An 18595-nucleotide genomic window follows, 5' to 3' on the forward strand; every position below is an offset into this window, starting at 1 on the left:
ATTATGACTGAATGGTCAGCAATCCATCATTAGTCTCTGTCAGAAATTGATTGATACGACTCCTGTTATTACTGATCAGGGATTCAAGAGCGGGTAGACGAGCGTTACCGATTTTAATGTGGATGACTTTAGGCGGTGGCCCGAACCGACTCCAGAAATCTACGAAGTCTTTATCTTTGGTTAATATGGCCTTATTGTGTGCTTTTGCGTATTCCCAGACCAGCCGATCCGGGGCTCCTTCACCCAGTGATTCGACTCTTGAGACAGCCTGCGTCCCTTTGTAATCAGCTTCTATTCTTGCTGCCAGTTTGTAAGACAGGTTTTCATCAATCAATATCACTACGCAGCATCCCCCTTAGCCAGATTTTGGGCGGCATAACCCAGGGCAGCTCGTATCTTGGTTTCATTCAGGCTGGGAAAGTCCGATATGATTTCGGCGAAGGACATGCCGGAACTCAGCATTTCAAGAATGCTTTCTACAGTGATCCGGGTGCCTTTAACGCAGGGCTTGCCTGTCATGACTTCAGGGTTGCATACAATCCAGATGTTACTGTCAATCACGTTGTATCTCCATTTATTGTGATTTTTCGGTAATTTTAGGCGTTGGGGGCGCTTTCAACAATGTGGCAAGCCATTTGACCCTGTATCCATGCCAACTTACTGAATTTTGAGCATAACAAACCAACACGCTGACCTACATGCCTCCGTTGCTAAGTGCCAGAATCTCAGGACTCCAGCACAGAAACCGACACTGCTTCCTCCGGGCCAATGCTGAGAAACCGAAAGCGGTATTCACAGTCTGCTGCTAACTGATAATTGGCTATTCCGTCTTTTGAGACAGTGTCTGCGTAAGCCATTGGCAGGCTGTCCTGACTGACTTCGGACGACAACTGGCAGGTTAATGGCCGACTGCTGTTAAGCAGACTGCGCAGCAAGTCCATTCTGAATGACGATGTGCGGTACCTGAGTTTGTTGAACCCGAGCCTGACACTGATCTACAACTTTGACTCGCCACTCTATGTGCTGTCTTCATGGGAGGCTCAGTGGGCCAGTGAAGCAACTCTGCCTTCGAGCCTTGGCTTTGCTCTCGGAGGGTTGTACAGCATTCGAGGCTATAACAACAGTGCTGTGACCGGCGACAAAGGCTGGCGTCAGCAGACAGAGCTGCACTACTCTGGCCTGTCCTATCGACAGAGCGCAATCGAACCTTTTGTCTTTCTTGATCATGGCGAGACAAGGATGCCCGGTTCCCACGAAAAACTCACCTCCGCTGGCCTGGGGACAAAAGTCTCTGCCGAATGGGGCGCTCTGGAAATCAGCGCCGCCCAGACGCTTGAGCCGGTGGGTGTCTCAGGGAATGACTTTCGGGTTTATGCGCGGTTTAGTCTGACCAGCTGGGATTGAGATGCTTTGATCATCAAACAGGTTGCCAGGAAGCCTCCCAAAATAATAAGAGGGTGTCACAGTAAAAAAAGCAGTGATGGAAATGAGTATCTATACTTGAGCGTTGGGTTAATTCGGGAATCTGATAAAGCGGAGTACTTCTCTTTCTTCTGCTATCTGATTGACGACATCTTGTCGTTAGTGTCGAGTGAGCTGGTAAAAATCCGACTGGTGACGTTCGTTTGTTTTTCTACAGATGGATAAATGGTGACTGGAATTTTTTATGTGACCTTGGTCTGGTTAAAGCAGCTTCATGATATTCCCGGGTTATAACATCAGAAGAGGCTTTTTTAGTTATGAAAGTTTTAATGGCTATTCCTGTTGGTTTACTCCTTTCCGGTTTCCTGTCCACAGCATCGGCAGCAGAAGTGACATTCAGAGATGAAACGGTGGGGTTAGGCTATGGCTTTAGTGCAGTAGCTGCAGGTTTTCAACATAATGCTTTTAGATATTTCAGGAAGGTGGGTGGCTTGAAGGCCACTTTGGACAGTTTTATTAAGTCTGGTGTTTATCTTCCCATCAGTACCAGTATCAGTCTCCAGAATGTGAACAATGACCTTCATCCCACTGATGCCAGGTATCCCAAGGGGACTGTGGCCTGGTCCCTTGATAGCCCCGATGTTTATAAGCCCACCTATACTTTCTCTGTTTTTGCAGGTGGCATATTTTATTATCCTGATGAGCAGCCGTATATGATTACACTGTCAGTGGATGGAAGGGATTACGGTCCAGTGAAAACAAACAGGGAGAGTAACTGGTCTCCCACTCGCTTTGAGAGAGTACCTTTCTCAGATAGCAGTGATGTGGTTATAACCCTGTCCCCGATAGCTCAAAACGAGCCTCAGAATAATGAACTTTGAGTCTCAAACATTCCGGACAGTTTTTCACTATCGGGTTCATTTCTTCAGGGTGTAGAGCCTGATTATCTTCACGGATGCATAACGAGCCAGAACCCTCGCAGCCTGTAGGACAGTCTTAAGTCCGACAGGCTGCTCGCCCATAACTAAGCGTGATGGGCGGGGAATGGCGCTTAACGCATTTCCGGAACAGCGCTGAGCAGCTTACGAGTGTAATCATGCTGAGGTCTGGTCATTACATCTTCGGTATGGCCCTGTTCGACAATTTTGCCTCCCTTCATCACCGCGACCCGGTGAGCGAGATGAGGAATGATTGAAAGATCGTGAGTTATAAACAGGTACGAGACTTGCAGCTCTCTTTGCAACTCCAGCAACAAATCCATGACTTCTGAGCGGATAGATACATCCAGTGCGCTGGTAGGTTCATCACAAATGATCAGGTCAGGTTCAACCGCAAGCGCCCGGGCGATGGCTATGCGCTGACGCTGACCACCAGAGAACTCGTGGGGATAGCGATAGCGGTGCTCAGGCTCCAGCTGGACCCTCTTTAAAAGCGATTCAACACGTTGCTCCCTTTCAGCTTTGCTCAGACCCATCTGCAGGCTAATCATACCTTCTTCGATAATGTCACTCACCGTCATACGTGGGTTCATGGAAGAATAAGGGCTTTGGAAGATGACCTGGATTTTTTTGCGAAGGGGCAACATTTCCCTGCGGGAAAGCGCGTGAATTTTCCGGTGGTTGTACCAGATCTCACCACCGGTCGCTTTTTCCAGGTTAAGAATGGCACGACCAGTGGTGGATTTGCCACAACCCGATTCGCCTACCAGGGCCAGCGTTTCACCTTTGGCGATGGAGAAGCTGATGCCATTAACCGCTTTGGTGTAATCGTGAACTCTCTGGAGGATTCCCTTACGAATGGGAAAGTGAACTTCCAGATTATCTACCTTCAACAAGGGAGTGGGATGGGTCTGAGGCCGGTAAGCGTCCATGTCAGGCAGGCTGTTAATCAGACGACGGCTGTATTCTTCACGAGGATTCTCAAAGAAATCATCACAGCTGCCTTCCTCAATGATCTCACCCTGATACATAACACCAACACGATCAGCGGTTTCACGAACTACGCCCATATCATGGGTAATCAACAATACCGCCAGGTCACGGCTAATGGTTAATGCTTTTACCAGCTCCAGAATCTGCTTCTGAATGGTGACATCCAGGGCGGTGGTGGGCTCATCCGCCAGCAGAATATCCGGCTCACAGGCCAGAGCCATAGCAATCATAACCCGCTGCTGCTGACCTCCGGACATCTGGTGGGGATACCAGTCTACACGTTTATCCGGGTCAGGAAGGCCGACTTCTTCAAACAGTTGGACAGTGCGTTTTCTGATCTCGTCACCGGTCAGATTGGTGTGTATTTTCAGGGTTTCTGCAATCTGGTCACCCACTTTTTGAACCGGATTCAAAGAGGTCAATGCATCCTGAAAGATCATGGCGATCTTTTTACCACGAACGGAGCCCATTTCCTGCTCGGTCAGGGCAAACAGGTTGGTATCATCTTGCCGGATTATTCCCTGAGTGATTTTCAGAGCATCGGGCAGCAGACGCATGATTGACAACGATGTTACCGACTTGCCACTGCCTGACTCGCCAACCAATGCAAAGACTTCACCCTTGTTCAGTTGGAAACTGACGCCTTTTAGAATCCGGGTATCGGGTTCATGTCTGAGGACAACATTAAGATTGGATACCTGCAGTGCCGGTTCTTTGCTCTCGGCCGTTTTGGCCATGTTCTCCCCTGAGGATTCTGTAATGCTCATATCAGGCAGCCTCCAAATGGGTTTTGGGGTTAAAGGCGTCACTGACGAGGTCCGAGAAAAGGTTGGCTGCCAGCACCAGAACAAACATCAGGGTAAAAGCGCCTGCAAGGTTCCACCAGACGGCGGGTACCCGACTGAGTTCTGCGCTGCTAGTGCTGATCATATTACCCCAGCTGTGCATTGAAGAGTCGACTCCCACACCGATGTAGGCAAGCAGTGCCTCGGCCATTACCAGACCACTGAAGTCGAGAACAAATATGATCAGAATGATATGGGTAACATTGGGCAGAATGTGTTTGCTGATGATTCTGGCATGACTGACGCCGAAAGCATGGGCAGCCTGGACATAGTCAAGTTGACTGATTTTCAAGGTTTCCGCTCTGAGCAGACGACAGAGGGTGGCCCAGCTGGTAACTCCGAGAATAAAGCATAGGCCGATGAATTTGGCATCACCTTTTTCGAGTCCGGTACTAAAGTAATCAGGGTTCAGGTCAATCCATATCTGGAACAGCAGAGCGGAGGCTGCAATCAATAGAAGACCCGGAATAGAACTGAGAGTGGTATACAAATACTGAATAATGTCGTCTACCCAGCCTTTGAAATAACCAGCGGCTATTCCAAGGGAAATGGCAATAGGCATCATGATCAGAGTAGCCAGAGTGCCAATCAACATGGCGGTGCGAATACCTTTGAGGCATTTGTAGAGAACATCGTTACCTCCTTTATCTGTGCCCAGGATGTGATAAAGGCAGCCGATGTGAATCATCCAGGTGAGCAGGCAAATAATAATTGCCAGGGTTATATAGGCCGTTTTCCACGGGTAGATGCTGTTTTTACCTTTCATCCAATAGGCATGGGCAGCAATCAGAAGAGCACTGAACAACAGGCCAGTGAGAAGCGCCTGAAATGATTGCAGGGCAATATCCACAAGCCTGTCATCAGAGGATTCCAGATGCTTACCTGCATGTTTCAAGCTGGCATAATCCCGGTAAGTATTGCCTTGTTCATCTTGCATATTTTCCTTGGAGTATGATTTCAGTGAGAAGGGGGCTGAATAGGTTTTTTCCTTGTCCTCCCCCATTTCGCCCAGCACCAGATCCAGAACACTGTTTATATGACTGGAGTAATAAACGTCACTTTTATACTGACCTTCAAGAGGTTCGATCGCCTTGCGAAAATGCAGTGAATCCAGAACACCTATGACAATGTAGGTAAGAATAATCAGAAAGCAGGACATGCCCAGTCGGGAACGAAAAACTCTGCTCCAGCGTTCACGACTCTCGTTGTTGCGAATGATACTGACAATGAATGCGATCATGGCTGCCAGTAGGATAAACAGCAATGCATCACTCCATAAAATAACCGGTTTCATGGATGTTCTCCTAATTCAGCCTGACACGGGGATCGACCAGTGTGTATGAAATGTCAGTGGCAATCAGGCCTATGATGTAGAGTACTGAGCCAATAAACACCATTGTTCTGACAATGGCGAAGTCCTGGGATTTCAGGGCATCAATCATGTAACTGCCCAGGCCCGGGATGCCAAAGAAGGATTCCATCACCAGGCTGCCCATAAACAGCATTGGAATGACAATCACGATATTGGTCAGAATCGGGATCATGGTGTTGGGCAGAATGTGCCGGAACAGGACGCTGACTTCGCTTACCCCTTTTGCCCTGGCCGTGCGGGCGTAATCCTGATTCGCTTCCTCCAGGAACAGTGTCCGGTAGAGTCGGGCTCCGGCTCCGGTACCGGCAATGACACCAATAACAACCGGAAGAATCAGAAACCTGAAGGAACCCAGTCCGGGCTGGAAACCCGACACAGGCACCAGGTTCCACAAACGGGTGACCAGATACTGGCCACCAATGATGTAAAACAGGTAAGAGACAGACATCAAGCCAACAAAAGAGACCACAAACACTTTCTCAAGTCCGGTATTGCGGATCATAACCACTAAAAGGGCTATGCTGATATTGACCCAGAGTCCGATGAGCAGTGTTGGCAGGGCAAACATGACGCTGGGCCACATGCGCTGGGAAACATCGCTGGTAATATCCCGACCGCTCTCCGACCGTCCAAAGTCGAAGCTGAAGAGACTGATGGATTTGTTGAAAAAGATGGTTTCTGTCAGTGCTTTCAGACCTTCTTCTTCGTGATTGAAAAACAGTGGCTGGTGGTAGCCATTCGTCTCTTTCCAGAGTTCAATGGCTTCCTCGGTGACGTATTTATCCCCCAGCTGAGCTCGTGCCATATCGTCAGGGCTGTTCACCACAAAGAAGAGTAAAAAAGTAATCAGATTGACACCAATAAGAATAGGAATGGCGTAAATCAGTCGTCTGATAATATAAGCAAGCATGGTAGAACGTCCTTAAACCTGAAAATTATTCTTCAGCTTTTTATTAGCTGTCGGTATTTATGACCAGCTTCTGGCGTCGTCTATAGGCGCGAATCGCAGGAATAAACAAAGCGACAAAAACCCCCATGCCTGCCACCAGAGGGACAAGATTGGGTTGGTTCCATTCAGCCTGTTTTTGTTTTCTCACTTCTGAATCGATCTTCAGGTATTTAAGGGTAGCCTTGGAGATGCCATGACGTTTGGTATTAGAAACCCACTGGTTATTCAGGTAATACTCTTTCGGGTATTCGCCAGTAAACCAGGGAGCATCAGCGCGAACCTGATCCAACATTTCGGCGATTAACCGATTTCGCTCAGGACCGGGCTGCATGGTCTTCATCTGCTTGAAAAGCCTGTTATAGCGAGGATTGTTATAGTTGGCATTGTTGTTGCCGTCACATTGACAGGCGACAGGGCTTTGAGGGCCATAGAGCAAGAACAGAAAATTCTCGGGATCAGGGTAATCGGCCAACCAGCCATAGGAGAACATTTGGTGGTTCCCTGTGCTCATTTTCTCTTTATAGCGATTCCAGTCTGTCGCTCTGAGTTCTAACTCTATGCCGAGTTTTTTGAGCTGGCGTTTTTGCCAGTCTTCACGGCTTTTGCTGGTGGCTTGGGCCTGGACATCCAGATAGAGCTTCAAAGGCTTACCTGTTTCAGCATCACGACCATTGGGGTAGCCCGCTTCAGCCAAAAGCTGTTTGGCGTATTCAAGGTCTTTGCGAACGGCCTTGCCATTTTTCCAGTCGTGGGTGAAGGGATTGATGCCTGCCTCTGCTTTCAGAGAACCTTCAATACCGGGAGGAATGGGCCCCATGAAAGGAATGGCGGAGCCGTTTCGGAATATTTCTATATATTCTTCAGAATTCCAGGCAATGGAGATGGCCTGACGCAGCTTTTGCTTTTTCGGGGAGTAACCACCCACCACATTGTCCAGCATATTGAAGCCCATATAGTAGACCGCAGGCTTAACATCCTGGGACAGAGTGATCTGTCTGTCTTGCATTTCGTCGGTAAGCTCTACACCCTCGGGGCCGATGGTCAAGGCCTGGTCAAAGTTTTGGGTGACGTTGCCGTGGTTTTCTCCTGAGCGATCGTAATATCCCTGCAGGAATTTGGTCCACATAGGCAAAACTTCTTTGTCCAGGCTGAAAATGGCTTTATCTATGAAAGGTACCTTTGCTCCGGCATCAGCAAGCAACCCTGCCTCTTTATCACCGGGGGCTCCTTCAGTGGGATAAAAATCATCCCTGAAGTTAGGATTTCGTTCCAGAATGATTTCCCTGTTAGGGTCATTTCTGGTCATCATGTAGGCACCTGTGCCGACTGGATACCAGTCCAGAGTCAGGTTGTTGTCTTTGAACCCGGGGTTGTTATAGAAGCGATCCGCCTCCCAGGGGACAGGTGCAAAAAAGTGCATGGCCAGCCAGTAAGAAAACTGGGGGTAGATGCCTTTTATAGTAATAGAGAAAGTCCGCTCATCAACTCTTTCCAGTCCCCTCATTTTGAATTCACGAAGATCCAGCCACCCGTCTCTTTCAACAGTTTTTAATTCCTCGGTCACTTCACTCATGCCGTCTATATACTGAGCAAGGAAGCCAATTAAGGGTGCTTTATTGTGAGGGTCGGCAATCCTTTTGATCTGATAGAGAAAGTCGTCTGCGTCCAGCCCCCGAGTTGCTGTTTGACCAAAGTCGGAAAGAGCTTTGTAGTTTACGGTTTCACTTTCATCGTTAAAGAGATAGACGTAATCGCCTTTACCGTTTTTGGCGAACGCCGGGTGAGGCTGATAAACAATACCTTCCCTGAGGGTGATGGTGTATCGACTGAAGGCAATGTCAGGGCTATCAAAAGTGGTCTCCTCGTGGTTGGCGTTAAGAAAACGAACCTCTGGCATGGATTCAGCCACCAGAGGTTGCAGTTCATAAGGCCTTTTCAGAAAGTGATAACCAAGAGGAGGCTCGTAGATCTGGTCGATCAGCATACTTTCATCAGTGCTGTACGAAATAGCCGGATCAAAGTGCTGGGGGGGGAGTTGAAAATTGGTGTAGTAGACAGTCTGGTTCTGATGACCAGAACTTTCCTGATGAGGATTATTCCAGGGACCTGAACAGCCCGTCAGCTGAGTGGTAGCTATGAGTGTGGCAGCCAGATATCTGGTTGCTTTCTGGTTCATAATAACTTCATCCCCGTTTTCTAATAATTGTTCGTCGATGTCAGAGTTACTGAGTCATTTTCAAATCAAGGCAGAGACCGCCCTCTGGAGGCGATATAAAGCTTGTACCAGTCTTCCCTGCTTAGATGAACTTCCATCGCCTGAGAGCATGCACGAATACGATCTTTATCCGTTGTGCCAATCACAGGCTGGATGCTGGCCGGGTGCCTCATCAGCCAGGCCAGAGCAATGGCTTCTCCGGAAGTCTGATAGTCTTCAGCCATCTCGGCAACCTGTTTTGCAGTGGCCTGAACGGCCGCTGGTTCCTTACTGGTATCTTTTCCGATGAACAGTCCCTGATCCAGACAGCCCCAAGCCTGAAGCTGAACGTTATTTTTACGACAGTAATCAATCATTCCCGGCGTAAAGCCAGTGTCGGCACTCTCACTCATGGCGACCAGTATCCCGTCTTCCACAAAGTCACAACGGGCAAGACTCATGGGCAACTGGTTGACGATCAAAGGTTGTTCGATGCAGGAGTGAAGGTAGGCGATTTGATGCTGGTTCATATTGGAAACACCAAAGTGTCGTACTTTTCCGCTGTCGTATAAGCGAGTAAACGCTTCGGCGATTAAATCGGGTTCCATCAGCGGGTCAGGGCGATGCAGTAAAAGAATATCCAGATACTCTGTACCCAGCCTTTCGAGAATGCCATTGACACTGAACTCTATCCATTGGGGAGAAAGGTCGTATCGACCGGGGTTGTCGTCGTCGGCAAAGCGAATGCCACATTTGGACTGGATGATCAGGTCCTGGCGAAGTTTTGGCTCCGCTTTAATAACGTTGCTGAATGCCTGTTCTGCTTTGCCCATGGTATAGATATCAGCATGGTCAAAGAAGTTAATGCCACACTCCAGTGCTGTATTCACGGCATTATGGGCCAGAGTGTGGTCGTGATCGGAAATAGGATTATTGTTCCACTCACCTCCCAGGCCCATACAACCATAAATCAGTCGGCTGGCTTTAGGAATGTGAATCTGAAGCGGGAAACGATTCATACTCAGCTCCCTTCTTAAGGACTATTCGGACAGCTCAAGGCTGTTCGGAAAAACTCATGGCTGTGTTGGCATTACTATGGCTGTTTGTTGGGTATTCAGTCAGTATTCAGAGCACTACTTCTTTTGTCTGGCTTCAAAAGCGGCCAGCTGTTCCTCCGATGCGGGCTGCTGATGCTTTTCTTTCCATTGGGAATAGGGCATGCCATAGATACGTTCTCTGGCTTCATTGTCGGACACTTCAACACCCAGATCGTCAGCAGCCGTTTTGTACCACTTGCCCAGGCAGTTCCGACAAAAGTTCGCCAGAATCATCAGGTCAATATTCTGCACCTCTTTATGATCATCGAGGTGCTTCAGCAGGCGGCGAAAAGTAGCTGCGTCGAGTTTGTCCTGAGTTTCCTGATCAATCTGTGTATTCATCACATCTTCCTTATAAGGTTGTCAGGCAGTGTAAGAAATTGTGGGTCAATAAAAAAGCCCCAGAATCTTCGGGGCTTTCTTCCCGATTATTGCTACCAGCTCCGGCACCATCGCACCATCTCTAAGCTGCAAGATTGGCTTGGAATAAACCACCAGAGGTAGCACACTTTTCGTGACTTCACGAAAAGGGTCAGGGCTTTTGACAGGCTTGATGCATATGACTATATTTGTAGCAATTTGTTACAAAAAGTAGGTTTTGAAACATGCCAAGCAGACCCTTACGACTGGATGAAGAGCTGGTGACCGCTGCAACCCTTGTTGGCAAGGTCAAAAAACGCTCGGCGGCAAAACAGGTGGAATATTGGGCCTGCCTTGGCAAGATTGCCAAGGAAAACCCTGATCTGCCCATTAATTTCATTGAAGATATTCTGGAAGCCGAAGAAGAGCGCAAACAGGGACTGGTCTCGGAGTACCGTTTTGGCTAAAGCAGAAACGATACTCCAGACAGCCCGGTTTGCAAGAGCCGTGAAAAAACTCAAGCCCAACCAGAAAGCGGATCTTGATACAGCTATCAGAGCCGTAGCCAATAATCCCGATATTGGCGATAAGAAGAAAGGCGTCCTGAGCCACCTTCAGGTTTATAAATTCAAGATGGCAAAACAATTGACCCTGCTGGCTTATTATTTTGACGACGGCAAGCTGTTACTGGAGCTGATCTCCTTTGGCTCCCATGAAAATTTCTACCGGAACCTTGAGCGGCATGAGCGCCAGTGATGCGGTTAAAAAAATATTGGCTATATGTAGCAAATATTGGCAAGGCCACTTTTTGCCATCCCCATCAACCGAGCAAGGGTCAATAAAAAAGCCCCGAAGAATTCGGGGCTTTTTTTTAGGGGTTATCTGGACTTTTTATTAGCTGAAGGCTTTTTCCGGGCTACCGGCTCTTTGCGGGGTGCTCGGTTATCCCACTGACCACCACGGGCCTTCTGGAATTTTCCCGCAGGCTTTTTGTTGTATGGTCGGCGGTTGTCTTTGCTCTGTTCTTCCGCAGGTACCAGTTGATTGGGGCCATCGCCAATCAGTTCGGAGCGGTTCATCTTTCTCAGGGCGTTACGGAGGACATCCCAGTTTCTGGAGTCGTGATAACGCAGGAAGGCTTTTTGCAGACGACGTTGTTCCAGCTCTTTGGGAATATAAAGTCTGTCACCCTTGTAATTAAGCTTCTTGAGCGGGTTACGACCGGAATAGTACATAGCCGTTGCCAGAGACATAGGCGACGGATAAAAGGTTTGTACCTGGTCGACACGGAATTTGTGACGTTTCAGCCAAAGCGACAGGTTCATCATATCTTCGTCTTCACAACCCGGGTGGGCGGCAATGAAGTAAGGAATAAGATACTGCTTTTTTCCGGCTTCTTTGGAGAACTTGTCGAACATTTTCTTGAAAGCGTCGTAGGTGCCCATGCCGGGTTTCATCATCAGGTCCAGAGTACCTTTCTCGGTATGCTCCGGCGCAATCTTCAGATACCCACCGACGTGGTGCGTGACCAGCTCACGGACGTATTCCGGATCTTCTACTGCCAGGTCATAACGAAGACCCGAAGCAATGGCGATTTTCTTGATGCCGGGAATGGCACGGGCTTTTCTGTACAGCTCTGTCGTTTGCTTGTGTGAGGTTTCCAGATTTTTGCAGATACCCGGGAACACACAGGAAAGACGGCGGCAACTGGCCTGAATCTCTGCACTCTTGCAGTTCAGGTGATACATGTTGGCGGTTGGGCCACCGAGGTCAGAAATCTGACCGGTAAAGCCAGGCACCTTGTCCCTGATCTCTTCCAGTTCCTGCAGGACGGATTCCTGGGAACGACTCTGGATGACCCGACCTTCGTGCTCGGTGATGGAGCAGAAGGTACAACCACCAAAGCAGCCCCGCATGATATTCACGGACGTTTTGATCATGTCGTAGGCCGGAATTTTTGCATCACCATAGGATGGGTGTGGCCTGCGCTGATAAGGCAGGGCAAAGACACCATCAATCTCCGGCGTTTCCAGAGGAATGGGAGGCGGGTTTACCCAGATTTCCCGGTTGCCATGTCTCTGCACCAGCACCCGGGCATTATGGGGGTTGGATTCCTGGTGCAGCACTCGGGAGGCATGGGCGTATAGCGCGGGATCTTTACGCACTTTTTCAAACGACGGCAGACGAATACAGCTTTTGCTGGTATCAAAGTCAGTCTTGCGGTGCAGCGGAAGTGGAACAATGCGGACAGGCTGAATATCCGGCTCCTGTCTTTTTTTGGATTCGCACTCTTCTTCTTGCACATATTCGTATGGGTTGGTGCCATAGGCTTCTTCCAGAGATCCCGGATCTCTTGGCCAGTCGATACGGGTAGAGTCTATTTCGGTCCAGCCTTCTGGTGTGCCAGGCTTAACGACAACCGTACCGCGAATATCATCCATATTTTTGATATTAACGCCCGCAGCCAGTTTGTCCGCCACCTCGGCCATGGCTCGCTCAGCGTTGCCATAGAGGAGGATATCTGCAGTGGAATCCATCAGAACAGAACGGCGCACTTCATTACTCCAGTAATCATACTGGGCAATCCTGCGAAGGCTGGCTTCAATACCGCCAATAACGACGGGCACATCGTTATAGGCTTCTTTACAACGCTGACTGTAAACAATCACCGAGCGATCAGGCCGTTTGCCCGGCTCTGCATCCGGTGTATAAGCATCGTCATTTCGAACTTTCAGGTCGGCGGTGTAGCGGTTGATCATGGAGTCCATGTTGCCACCGGTGACACCGTAAAACAGGTTGGGCTTACCCAGACGCATAAAGTCTGCTGTGTTGCTCCAATCTGGCTGGGCAATAATGCCCACCCTGAAGCCCTGGGATTCCAGGAAACGGCCAATGACTGCCATACCGAAGCTGGGGTGATCTACGTAAGCATCGCCTGTGACAATGATAATGTCGCAGGAATCCCAGCCTAACTCATCCATCTCTGCTCGGGTCATGGGGAGGTAAGGCGCTGTGCCATAGCATTCAGCCCAATACTTTGGGTAGGAAAACAGTTCCTTGGCAGGCAACGGTTGCTGCAGGGAGGAGTGACTCATGAATGTTCTGGTTTTATCTGCTCTTTCTGAAGGGGCACTATTTTTTCAAAAAATGCGTCGCTTTGATAGCACGAATTGCAGCCAGGGGATGAGATGAAACCGAAGTGATGTGGTGATAAACCATCCCTGCCTCGGTATGAACATCATTGATTCATGGCAAAGGCAGGGTGGTCAGGTACTTACACAGAGGTGAAGCGCTTGATCAGGCTCAGTTCACCGTCTGCATCCTTCATGGAAGAGAGCACCTCGTCAGGAACACCGGATATGTCATCGACAAACCTCTTAATATCCTTTGCCTCTGTAAGCTCTTTATCACCGGTTGACGCACTCATGCTGTCTCCGATACTGCTATCCAGTCCCTGAGAGCCCAGAATCTCTTCTGCCAGAGCAGGGTCTCCGCCTTGCAGTGCGTTGATAGCTGCCTCAAGCTTTTTCTTGGCTTCTTCCGATTCAGCCTGTTGCTGGAGAGTCTGGAGCAGAGCCTTTCTTCTCTCAAAGTGATCAAGACCTTCGCTGGCAATCTGAAGGCCTTCAGTGGCATCGCTCACTGGAGAGCCCGATTCATCAAAGGCTTCTTTGCGCTCTTGGGTATCATCGGTTTTTGATGGGTGATTATCGGTTCGTTCAGAGGTGCCGATTTCCACCATGGAAGCTGGCATAATGGGGCTTGCATGTCTGATTAAACTCGCATCGGCCTCCCCGGTCTGCTGCAGCATAAAGTCGATTTCATTTTTAGAAAATATACTTAGATGAGAGTTGTCTTTGCCGGGGTTGACCTCCCGGTCAATCATCAGTGCGGTTTCCCACAGCATGACAGGCGGGAACAGGAAAGACAGGGCTTTCAGGAAAATATTGTCAGGATTGGCTGTAGCTTCGGCACTGGCGCTGTTAGCCTCTTCAATGTGTTCCCGAATACGCTCGATATTACTATCATGCCGCTGTTGAGCATCAAGGGAAGCCATCTCAATCTTGTTTTCAGCGTATTTAACCGAGCTGTCTTCCAGGCTAGCATTGATCTGAGCCAGTATTTCTTCGAGCTTGTCGGCGGTCAGTGTGCCCTCAATATGCTCCATTTGAAGTTGATCTACGGAATCACCAATGTGCTGCATGACCCGAGGAGGGGCTTCCGCCACCCGTGACAGTTTGGCTTCGGTATCCAGAACAGTCTCAGATACCGCCACAGTCATTAACTCTGGTCGGCTACTGGTAATTGAGTTCGGGCTTTCACCAAACATGCCGCCAATCTCGCCTCGCAGTTTGGCTGTGGTTTGTTGGGTTAAATGCTTTTCAAGGTCATCCAGTTGGCCCGCATTCATTGAGTCGGGTTCTGGAATGGAAGGAGCCTCTGAACCACCGGGAGGCAGATCAACCTGACCTTCCCCGGTTCTGACTGATGCCGAGTTCTTGTACTCATAGCCCTGTGAGACCGTGTTAGTCTTCTCAATCTCTTTTAGAGCTTCTGCCTGCGTTGGGACTAAAATAGCTTCATTGCGATTAACTGAATCGACCATCAGGACTGCCCTCCCTTTTCGTCCTCAAAGGTCTGGAGCAGATTCTCGACTCTTTTCAGCTCCAGATGATTAAACTGATGTTTTCTGGCATCTTTCAGGGCGCTTTTATAAATCACTTCAGCAATGCCTCCTTCCTTCAGAGCCAGGTAGCAATCAGCCATATAGACTTTGGCCAGTGGATTACTGATATCCATTCGCGCGGCGTATTCGAGGGTTTTGATGGCCTGACCGTAAGTTTTCAGCATCATCTGACAGGAACCCAGGCAAAGAAAGTTGCGGGCATTCCAGTGGTCATAAAAGCAGAGATATTGGAAGATTTTGGCAGCCTCTTCAAAATGACCATTCTGGTACTGGTTGTAGCCATGGGAATAAATGGACTCAAGGGCCTTCTCACTCATCTGGTTGGCTTCTGCCAGTGTTCCTCCAGTGAGCAGGTATTCGGTGATAGTGGCCAGTTCCTGACTGTGAGGGGCCTGAAAGAGCTGTTTCGACATCGACGGCATCCTTGCTGGTATTTCAAATGACTGTTTCTAAAGGTATAGCATCTGCTTTCAGGAGACTCCTGCCTGTGAAGACGAAAGTTATAAAAAGGCCTAATGAGTGGTTCACGATCGTTTCTTGGACTTATTGCCTGCCTTTTTGGGTTTGGCTTCCTTGGTAAACAACTGGTAATCCTCCTCAAAACCGGATTGAAAGTAATGCTCCATAGAAGCAAACCATTGGTGTTCTTCTCCGGAATAAGTGGGGTATTCCAGATGCAGGTGGGGTTCCGGGTTTGTCCAGAGGTCGAGTTGCTGGGGCCTAACCAGACCTGGCCGAAAGTAGAGCCTGTTGCTCAATGGCAGGTTAGCCTGAACAGGAATGTTCAGAGCATCTGACAGAAAGGTAAAGTCAACGCCAAAGTACCCGGAGTCTTTCAGAAAAGTACCCTGCTTCACTCTTGCCAGCATTGCTTTTACATTCAGCTTCTCAGGCACAGCTTTGCCATCAGGTGTTTTTCCGGTCTCATTGAGCACTTCAAGATAGTCACAGAGCCTTGTCTGGAGTTTCAGGCCCAATTCACCGGGATCGGCATTTTCCTCTTTAACAGCGGTGGCTTGAGGTTCTGTTGGAGCTTTTTCTCTTTGCCCCTGCCGCTTCCCTTTTTTGCCTTTTCTGGATTTTGCAGCGGTCAGATTTTTTTCCTGAACGCTTTCTGAATCGTAGAGTTTCATGGGTGCAATGAGCTTGTGCTCTATGATCGAAAAGCCCAGGGCGACCATCATGTTCTCGGGAATAGGCAGCTTCAGGGGTAGCAAAACCCCATGAGCTTCTTCAATATCAGCAACTGGTGGGGTTTCTATCTCCCCTTCGTCGGAGTCCTTTGAAAACTCAGCAGTAGCTACCGGAGGGGTTGCCATGGATGAGGTTGCCGGTTCGGGCAGAGAGCCCTGTGCAGAATCATTACTAATTTCAGGCGCAGGGCCCGGATCATCAGGGTTCAGGGTCTGCTGCTTGTCTTCAATGGAACCAGGGCTGGTTTTTTCATCCGGCGTCGGGGTGTTTGTTTTCGCGATTGAAAGCGTCTGTCGGAATTGAGCCGCCTGTTCACATGTAAGGGTTTTTTCCAGCATTCCCATACTGGTATCGAGCTTTTTGCCGAGTGCTTCCAGATCCTTGATGTGATCGCTTAGCTCGCGATGTCGTTCTGAGTCACTTCTTAACTCGCTGCGCCGCTGTGAGCCAACTTTTTTAGACAGCTTGTAATGCTGAATCATTTGACCCCGTCGGGCATAAATATCTGGAATGTCCTTGCAGCATTGAATGACGGCTTTTCCCTGTGCAACCAAGTACTCCATGTCATTGTGAAGGTCCACCAGTGCATCAACAAACTCTGGCTGATCTTCATTAAGGCTAAAGAAAATCTCCTGTGCTTCTGTGACGGCCTTATTCATGATCAGGGTGTTGATACTGATTTTCTGCATATTAAGCTTGAACTGCCTCAGTGCTTTCCTGAATTTGATGTCTTTCTCCAGCTCAGGCGGACCCTGATTTTCCAGAGCTTCACTGAAGGCATAAACGGGCTCAATCATTTTGTGAACAGACTCCAGTTGACGCCGAAGCCTGGAAGTCACCATGTCTGCATAACTGTAGTGAGCCTGAGCCTTGTCAAAGCCGCTGACCCGGGGATGTTGAATCACTTTCTTGAAGATGTTGTTCAGAACGCCAATAGGCTCTTTTCGGGCAAACGCCTCGGTAGCCTTGCTCAGAGTACTTTCCAGGTCATAGGGCTTTGGCTCAGGGGGCTCCGGCTTCTTCTCTGCGGCTGCGGCCTGTGTGGCCTGCTTTTTCTGCCATTGGGCCTCCTGTCTCTGTTCTTCTTTTTCCCGACGTTTTTTTGCTCTGGCCTCCAGTTTTTCTTTGATCTGCTTTTGTTCCTCTTCTTCTTCTCTAATCAGGTCGGAAGCTATCTGAACGACCCCTGCTTCGCGCTCACGAAGATCCTTTATTACTAATTGGTAGTCGTTGTTGATCCGCTCAAAAAGGTACACCAGCGCAGCCCATAGGTTGTCAGTTAGCATTTTTTTCTTGTTAATGGTTCTGATCAGGGTTACTAACTCAGTTAACGGAGCTAAAGTCCCTTCCAGCCGTGCTTTAAAGTGGGCCAGTGGTTCAGGGCGGTCATAAAGATAGGCTAGCGATGTAATTAGGGAATGGCAGAGTGAGAAAACATCCTGTGGGGCAAAGTCAGGATTATTTGCTTCCATCTGTTTCCGGAAGAACTGTAAGAAGCGCTCAGCTTGTTTGGGGTTGTCTGCCAGAATGGCGGCATTGATCAGATGCTTGACTCTCCAGCTACACAGCTTCACTACTTGTGGCTGCTCCGGGTCGAAGTCAGTCAGCCACTGGATGAAGCAGCAGGAATGGGTCGCCAGCATTTGACGAAGTTTATCCTTACCGTCAGTGGGCATGTAGTCATCCATGGCCAGATCAGCCAGCATGGCTGCCCCGAAGGCCGCTCTATCGTGGGCATTAAGGCTTTCTTCAAGTTTTGAATATTGTTCAAGCCCCAGCTGACATTGAATGACTTCCTGGTACATTTTCATGCATTCAATGGACTGGGGCAAAAAGTCTTCTATCCTTTGGCGGAAGGTTTCGCTCCCTCGTATGGCATCAAGTTTAGGAATCACTTTGAGAGCTGTGCTAAGGCGTATTCCACAAAGACTGGCATAAAGGAGTATCCGTTTTTTCTCTTGCCAGTACTCCTTGTAGCGTTTGTCAGAATTTCCCAGAATGACGAGGTCTTTCAGGAGATTCTGTTCCTCTTCGCTGACCCGTCGCGATCTGGCAGCTCTTCTGGCGGTGCTTTCCAGTTTTCCATACGCTCTGTAATCCGACTGGAGCACTTGGTACATCCGGTTCACATTAGAAAAATGCGCATCCAGTAACCGTTTCATCTCTACGAACAGGACCTGAGTGGACTCTTTGTAGCCATCGTAAAGTTCACATTTAAGTTCGGGTACCCCTTCATTTAAGCCATTCTCTATTAGAAATGCTGCAATGGCTTTCCGGGACTTTTCGACCTTATAGCCCATTTCGGCCATTTCATCCGGAGTGTATTTCTTCCTGCTGACGCTTCGTTGTGACAACTGCTCGTCCTTGCCAGCTGCAACAGCTGCTCTGGCTACCAGATTTTCGCCGCTGGTGGGAGTGATAGCACGATGATGATGTTCACCTGTGACTTCGCTTTCCTGCTCAGAGCCCATTAAAGATTGAGGAGGGGGAATATTCCCTGTTTGGGGAGAGGGCTCACCCCGGCTTGTTCCGTCCACCGTAACC

Annotated in this window: 17 protein-coding genes; 4 read left to right on the top strand and 13 right to left on the bottom strand. The window is 49.0% G+C overall.

All coding sequences use genetic code 11. The features are described from left to right. Position 1: 1 nt before the first annotated feature. The 3 genes from ACO6V5_RS22825 to ACO6V5_RS22835 all read right to left on the bottom strand — a co-directional run bounded on the left by ACO6V5_RS22825 (position 2) and on the right by ACO6V5_RS22835 (position 941). The gene (locus ACO6V5_RS22825) at positions 2 to 340 is read right to left on the bottom strand and encodes a DUF5615 family PIN-like protein (protein WP_422135457.1); all 339 of its coding nucleotides are present in this window, start codon (positions 338 to 340) and stop codon (positions 2 to 4) included. Next, positions 340 to 561, bottom strand: a complete 222-nt coding sequence (locus tag ACO6V5_RS22830; protein ID WP_422135456.1) for a DUF433 domain-containing protein — start codon at positions 559 to 561, stop codon at positions 340 to 342. The genes ACO6V5_RS22825 and ACO6V5_RS22830 overlap by 1 nt, the downstream gene beginning before the upstream one ends. A 164-nt stretch (positions 562 to 725) precedes the next feature. Next, positions 726 to 941: a hypothetical protein gene (locus ACO6V5_RS22835; protein ID WP_422135455.1), complete on the bottom strand. Its 216-nt coding sequence runs from the start codon at positions 939 to 941 to the stop codon at positions 726 to 728. A gap of 13 nt (positions 942 to 954) precedes the next feature. Here ACO6V5_RS22835 and ACO6V5_RS22840 point away from each other — a divergent pair, with 13 nt between their 5' ends. Further along, a complete protein-coding gene (locus tag ACO6V5_RS22840) occupies positions 955 to 1404 on the top strand; it encodes a ShlB/FhaC/HecB family hemolysin secretion/activation protein (protein ID WP_422135454.1) in 450 nt (149 codons plus the stop codon). Positions 1405 to 1739: 335 nt separating this feature from the next. Further along, the gene (locus ACO6V5_RS22845) at positions 1740 to 2303 is read left to right on the top strand and encodes a hypothetical protein (RefSeq protein WP_422135453.1); all 564 of its coding nucleotides are present in this window, start codon (positions 1740 to 1742) and stop codon (positions 2301 to 2303) included. A 170-nt stretch (positions 2304 to 2473) separates the two neighbouring features. On the opposite strand, the gene ACO6V5_RS22850 is transcribed toward ACO6V5_RS22845, so the two are convergent. From ACO6V5_RS22850 to ACO6V5_RS22875, 6 genes are all read right to left on the bottom strand, one after another. Then, a complete protein-coding gene (locus ACO6V5_RS22850) occupies positions 2474 to 4120 on the bottom strand; it encodes an ABC transporter ATP-binding protein (protein ID WP_422410667.1) in 1647 nt (548 codons plus the stop codon). 1 nt (position 4121) lies between these two features. Beyond that, on the bottom strand, positions 4122 to 5492 hold the full coding sequence (locus tag ACO6V5_RS22855; protein ID WP_422410665.1) for an ABC transporter permease: 1371 nt from the start codon (positions 5490 to 5492) through the stop codon (positions 4122 to 4124). 10 nt (positions 5493 to 5502) lie between these two features. Then, entirely contained in the window at positions 5503 to 6480 is a 978-nt protein-coding gene (locus ACO6V5_RS22860) for an ABC transporter permease (protein ID WP_422410663.1), read from the bottom strand. Positions 6481 to 6523: 43 nt separating this feature from the next. Continuing rightward, positions 6524 to 8695, bottom strand: coding sequence for an ABC transporter substrate-binding protein (locus tag ACO6V5_RS22865; RefSeq protein ID WP_422135449.1), 2172 nt, complete (start codon positions 8693 to 8695; stop codon positions 6524 to 6526). A gap of 65 nt (positions 8696 to 8760) precedes the next feature. Continuing rightward, on the bottom strand, positions 8761 to 9732 hold the full coding sequence (locus ACO6V5_RS22870) for an aldo/keto reductase (protein WP_422135448.1): 972 nt from the start codon (positions 9730 to 9732) through the stop codon (positions 8761 to 8763). Between the two features lie 114 nt (positions 9733 to 9846). After that, positions 9847 to 10152, bottom strand: coding sequence for a DUF1244 domain-containing protein (locus ACO6V5_RS22875; RefSeq protein ID WP_422135447.1), 306 nt, complete (start codon positions 10150 to 10152; stop codon positions 9847 to 9849). A gap of 263 nt (positions 10153 to 10415) precedes the next feature. Between ACO6V5_RS22875 and ACO6V5_RS22880 the strand changes: the two genes are divergently transcribed. Next, entirely contained in the window at positions 10416 to 10637 is a 222-nt protein-coding gene (locus tag ACO6V5_RS22880; protein WP_422135446.1) for a TA system antitoxin ParD family protein, read from the top strand. Then, positions 10630 to 10926, top strand: coding sequence for a type II toxin-antitoxin system RelE/ParE family toxin (locus tag ACO6V5_RS22885; protein WP_422135445.1), 297 nt, complete (start codon positions 10630 to 10632; stop codon positions 10924 to 10926). The genes ACO6V5_RS22880 and ACO6V5_RS22885 overlap by 8 nt, the downstream gene beginning before the upstream one ends. 122 nt (positions 10927 to 11048) lie before the next feature. Here ACO6V5_RS22885 and ACO6V5_RS22890 read toward each other — a convergent pair whose 3' ends face one another. The 4 genes from ACO6V5_RS22890 to ACO6V5_RS22905 form a co-directional block, all read right to left on the bottom strand. Next, positions 11049 to 13265 carry a YgiQ family radical SAM protein gene (locus ACO6V5_RS22890; RefSeq protein ID WP_422410659.1) on the bottom strand — a complete coding sequence of 739 codons (2217 nt, stop codon included), beginning with the start codon at positions 13263 to 13265 and terminating at the stop codon, positions 11049 to 11051. Between the two features lie 179 nt (positions 13266 to 13444). Further along, positions 13445 to 14776, bottom strand: a complete 1332-nt coding sequence (locus ACO6V5_RS22895) for a hypothetical protein (protein WP_422410657.1) — start codon at positions 14774 to 14776, stop codon at positions 13445 to 13447. After that, positions 14776 to 15270, bottom strand: a complete 495-nt coding sequence (locus ACO6V5_RS22900) for a SycD/LcrH family type III secretion system chaperone (RefSeq protein WP_422135442.1) — start codon at positions 15268 to 15270, stop codon at positions 14776 to 14778. The genes ACO6V5_RS22895 and ACO6V5_RS22900 overlap by 1 nt, the downstream gene beginning before the upstream one ends. 111 nt (positions 15271 to 15381) lie before the next feature. Next, positions 15382 to 18588: a hypothetical protein gene (locus tag ACO6V5_RS22905; protein WP_422442601.1), complete on the bottom strand. Its 3207-nt coding sequence runs from the start codon at positions 18586 to 18588 to the stop codon at positions 15382 to 15384. Positions 18589 to 18595: the final 7 nt, after the last annotated feature.

Origin of the sequence: Endozoicomonas sp. ALD068 (assembly GCF_049310145.1) — a bacterium.
Taxonomy (GTDB): Bacteria; Pseudomonadota; Gammaproteobacteria; order Pseudomonadales; family Endozoicomonadaceae; genus Endozoicomonas_A.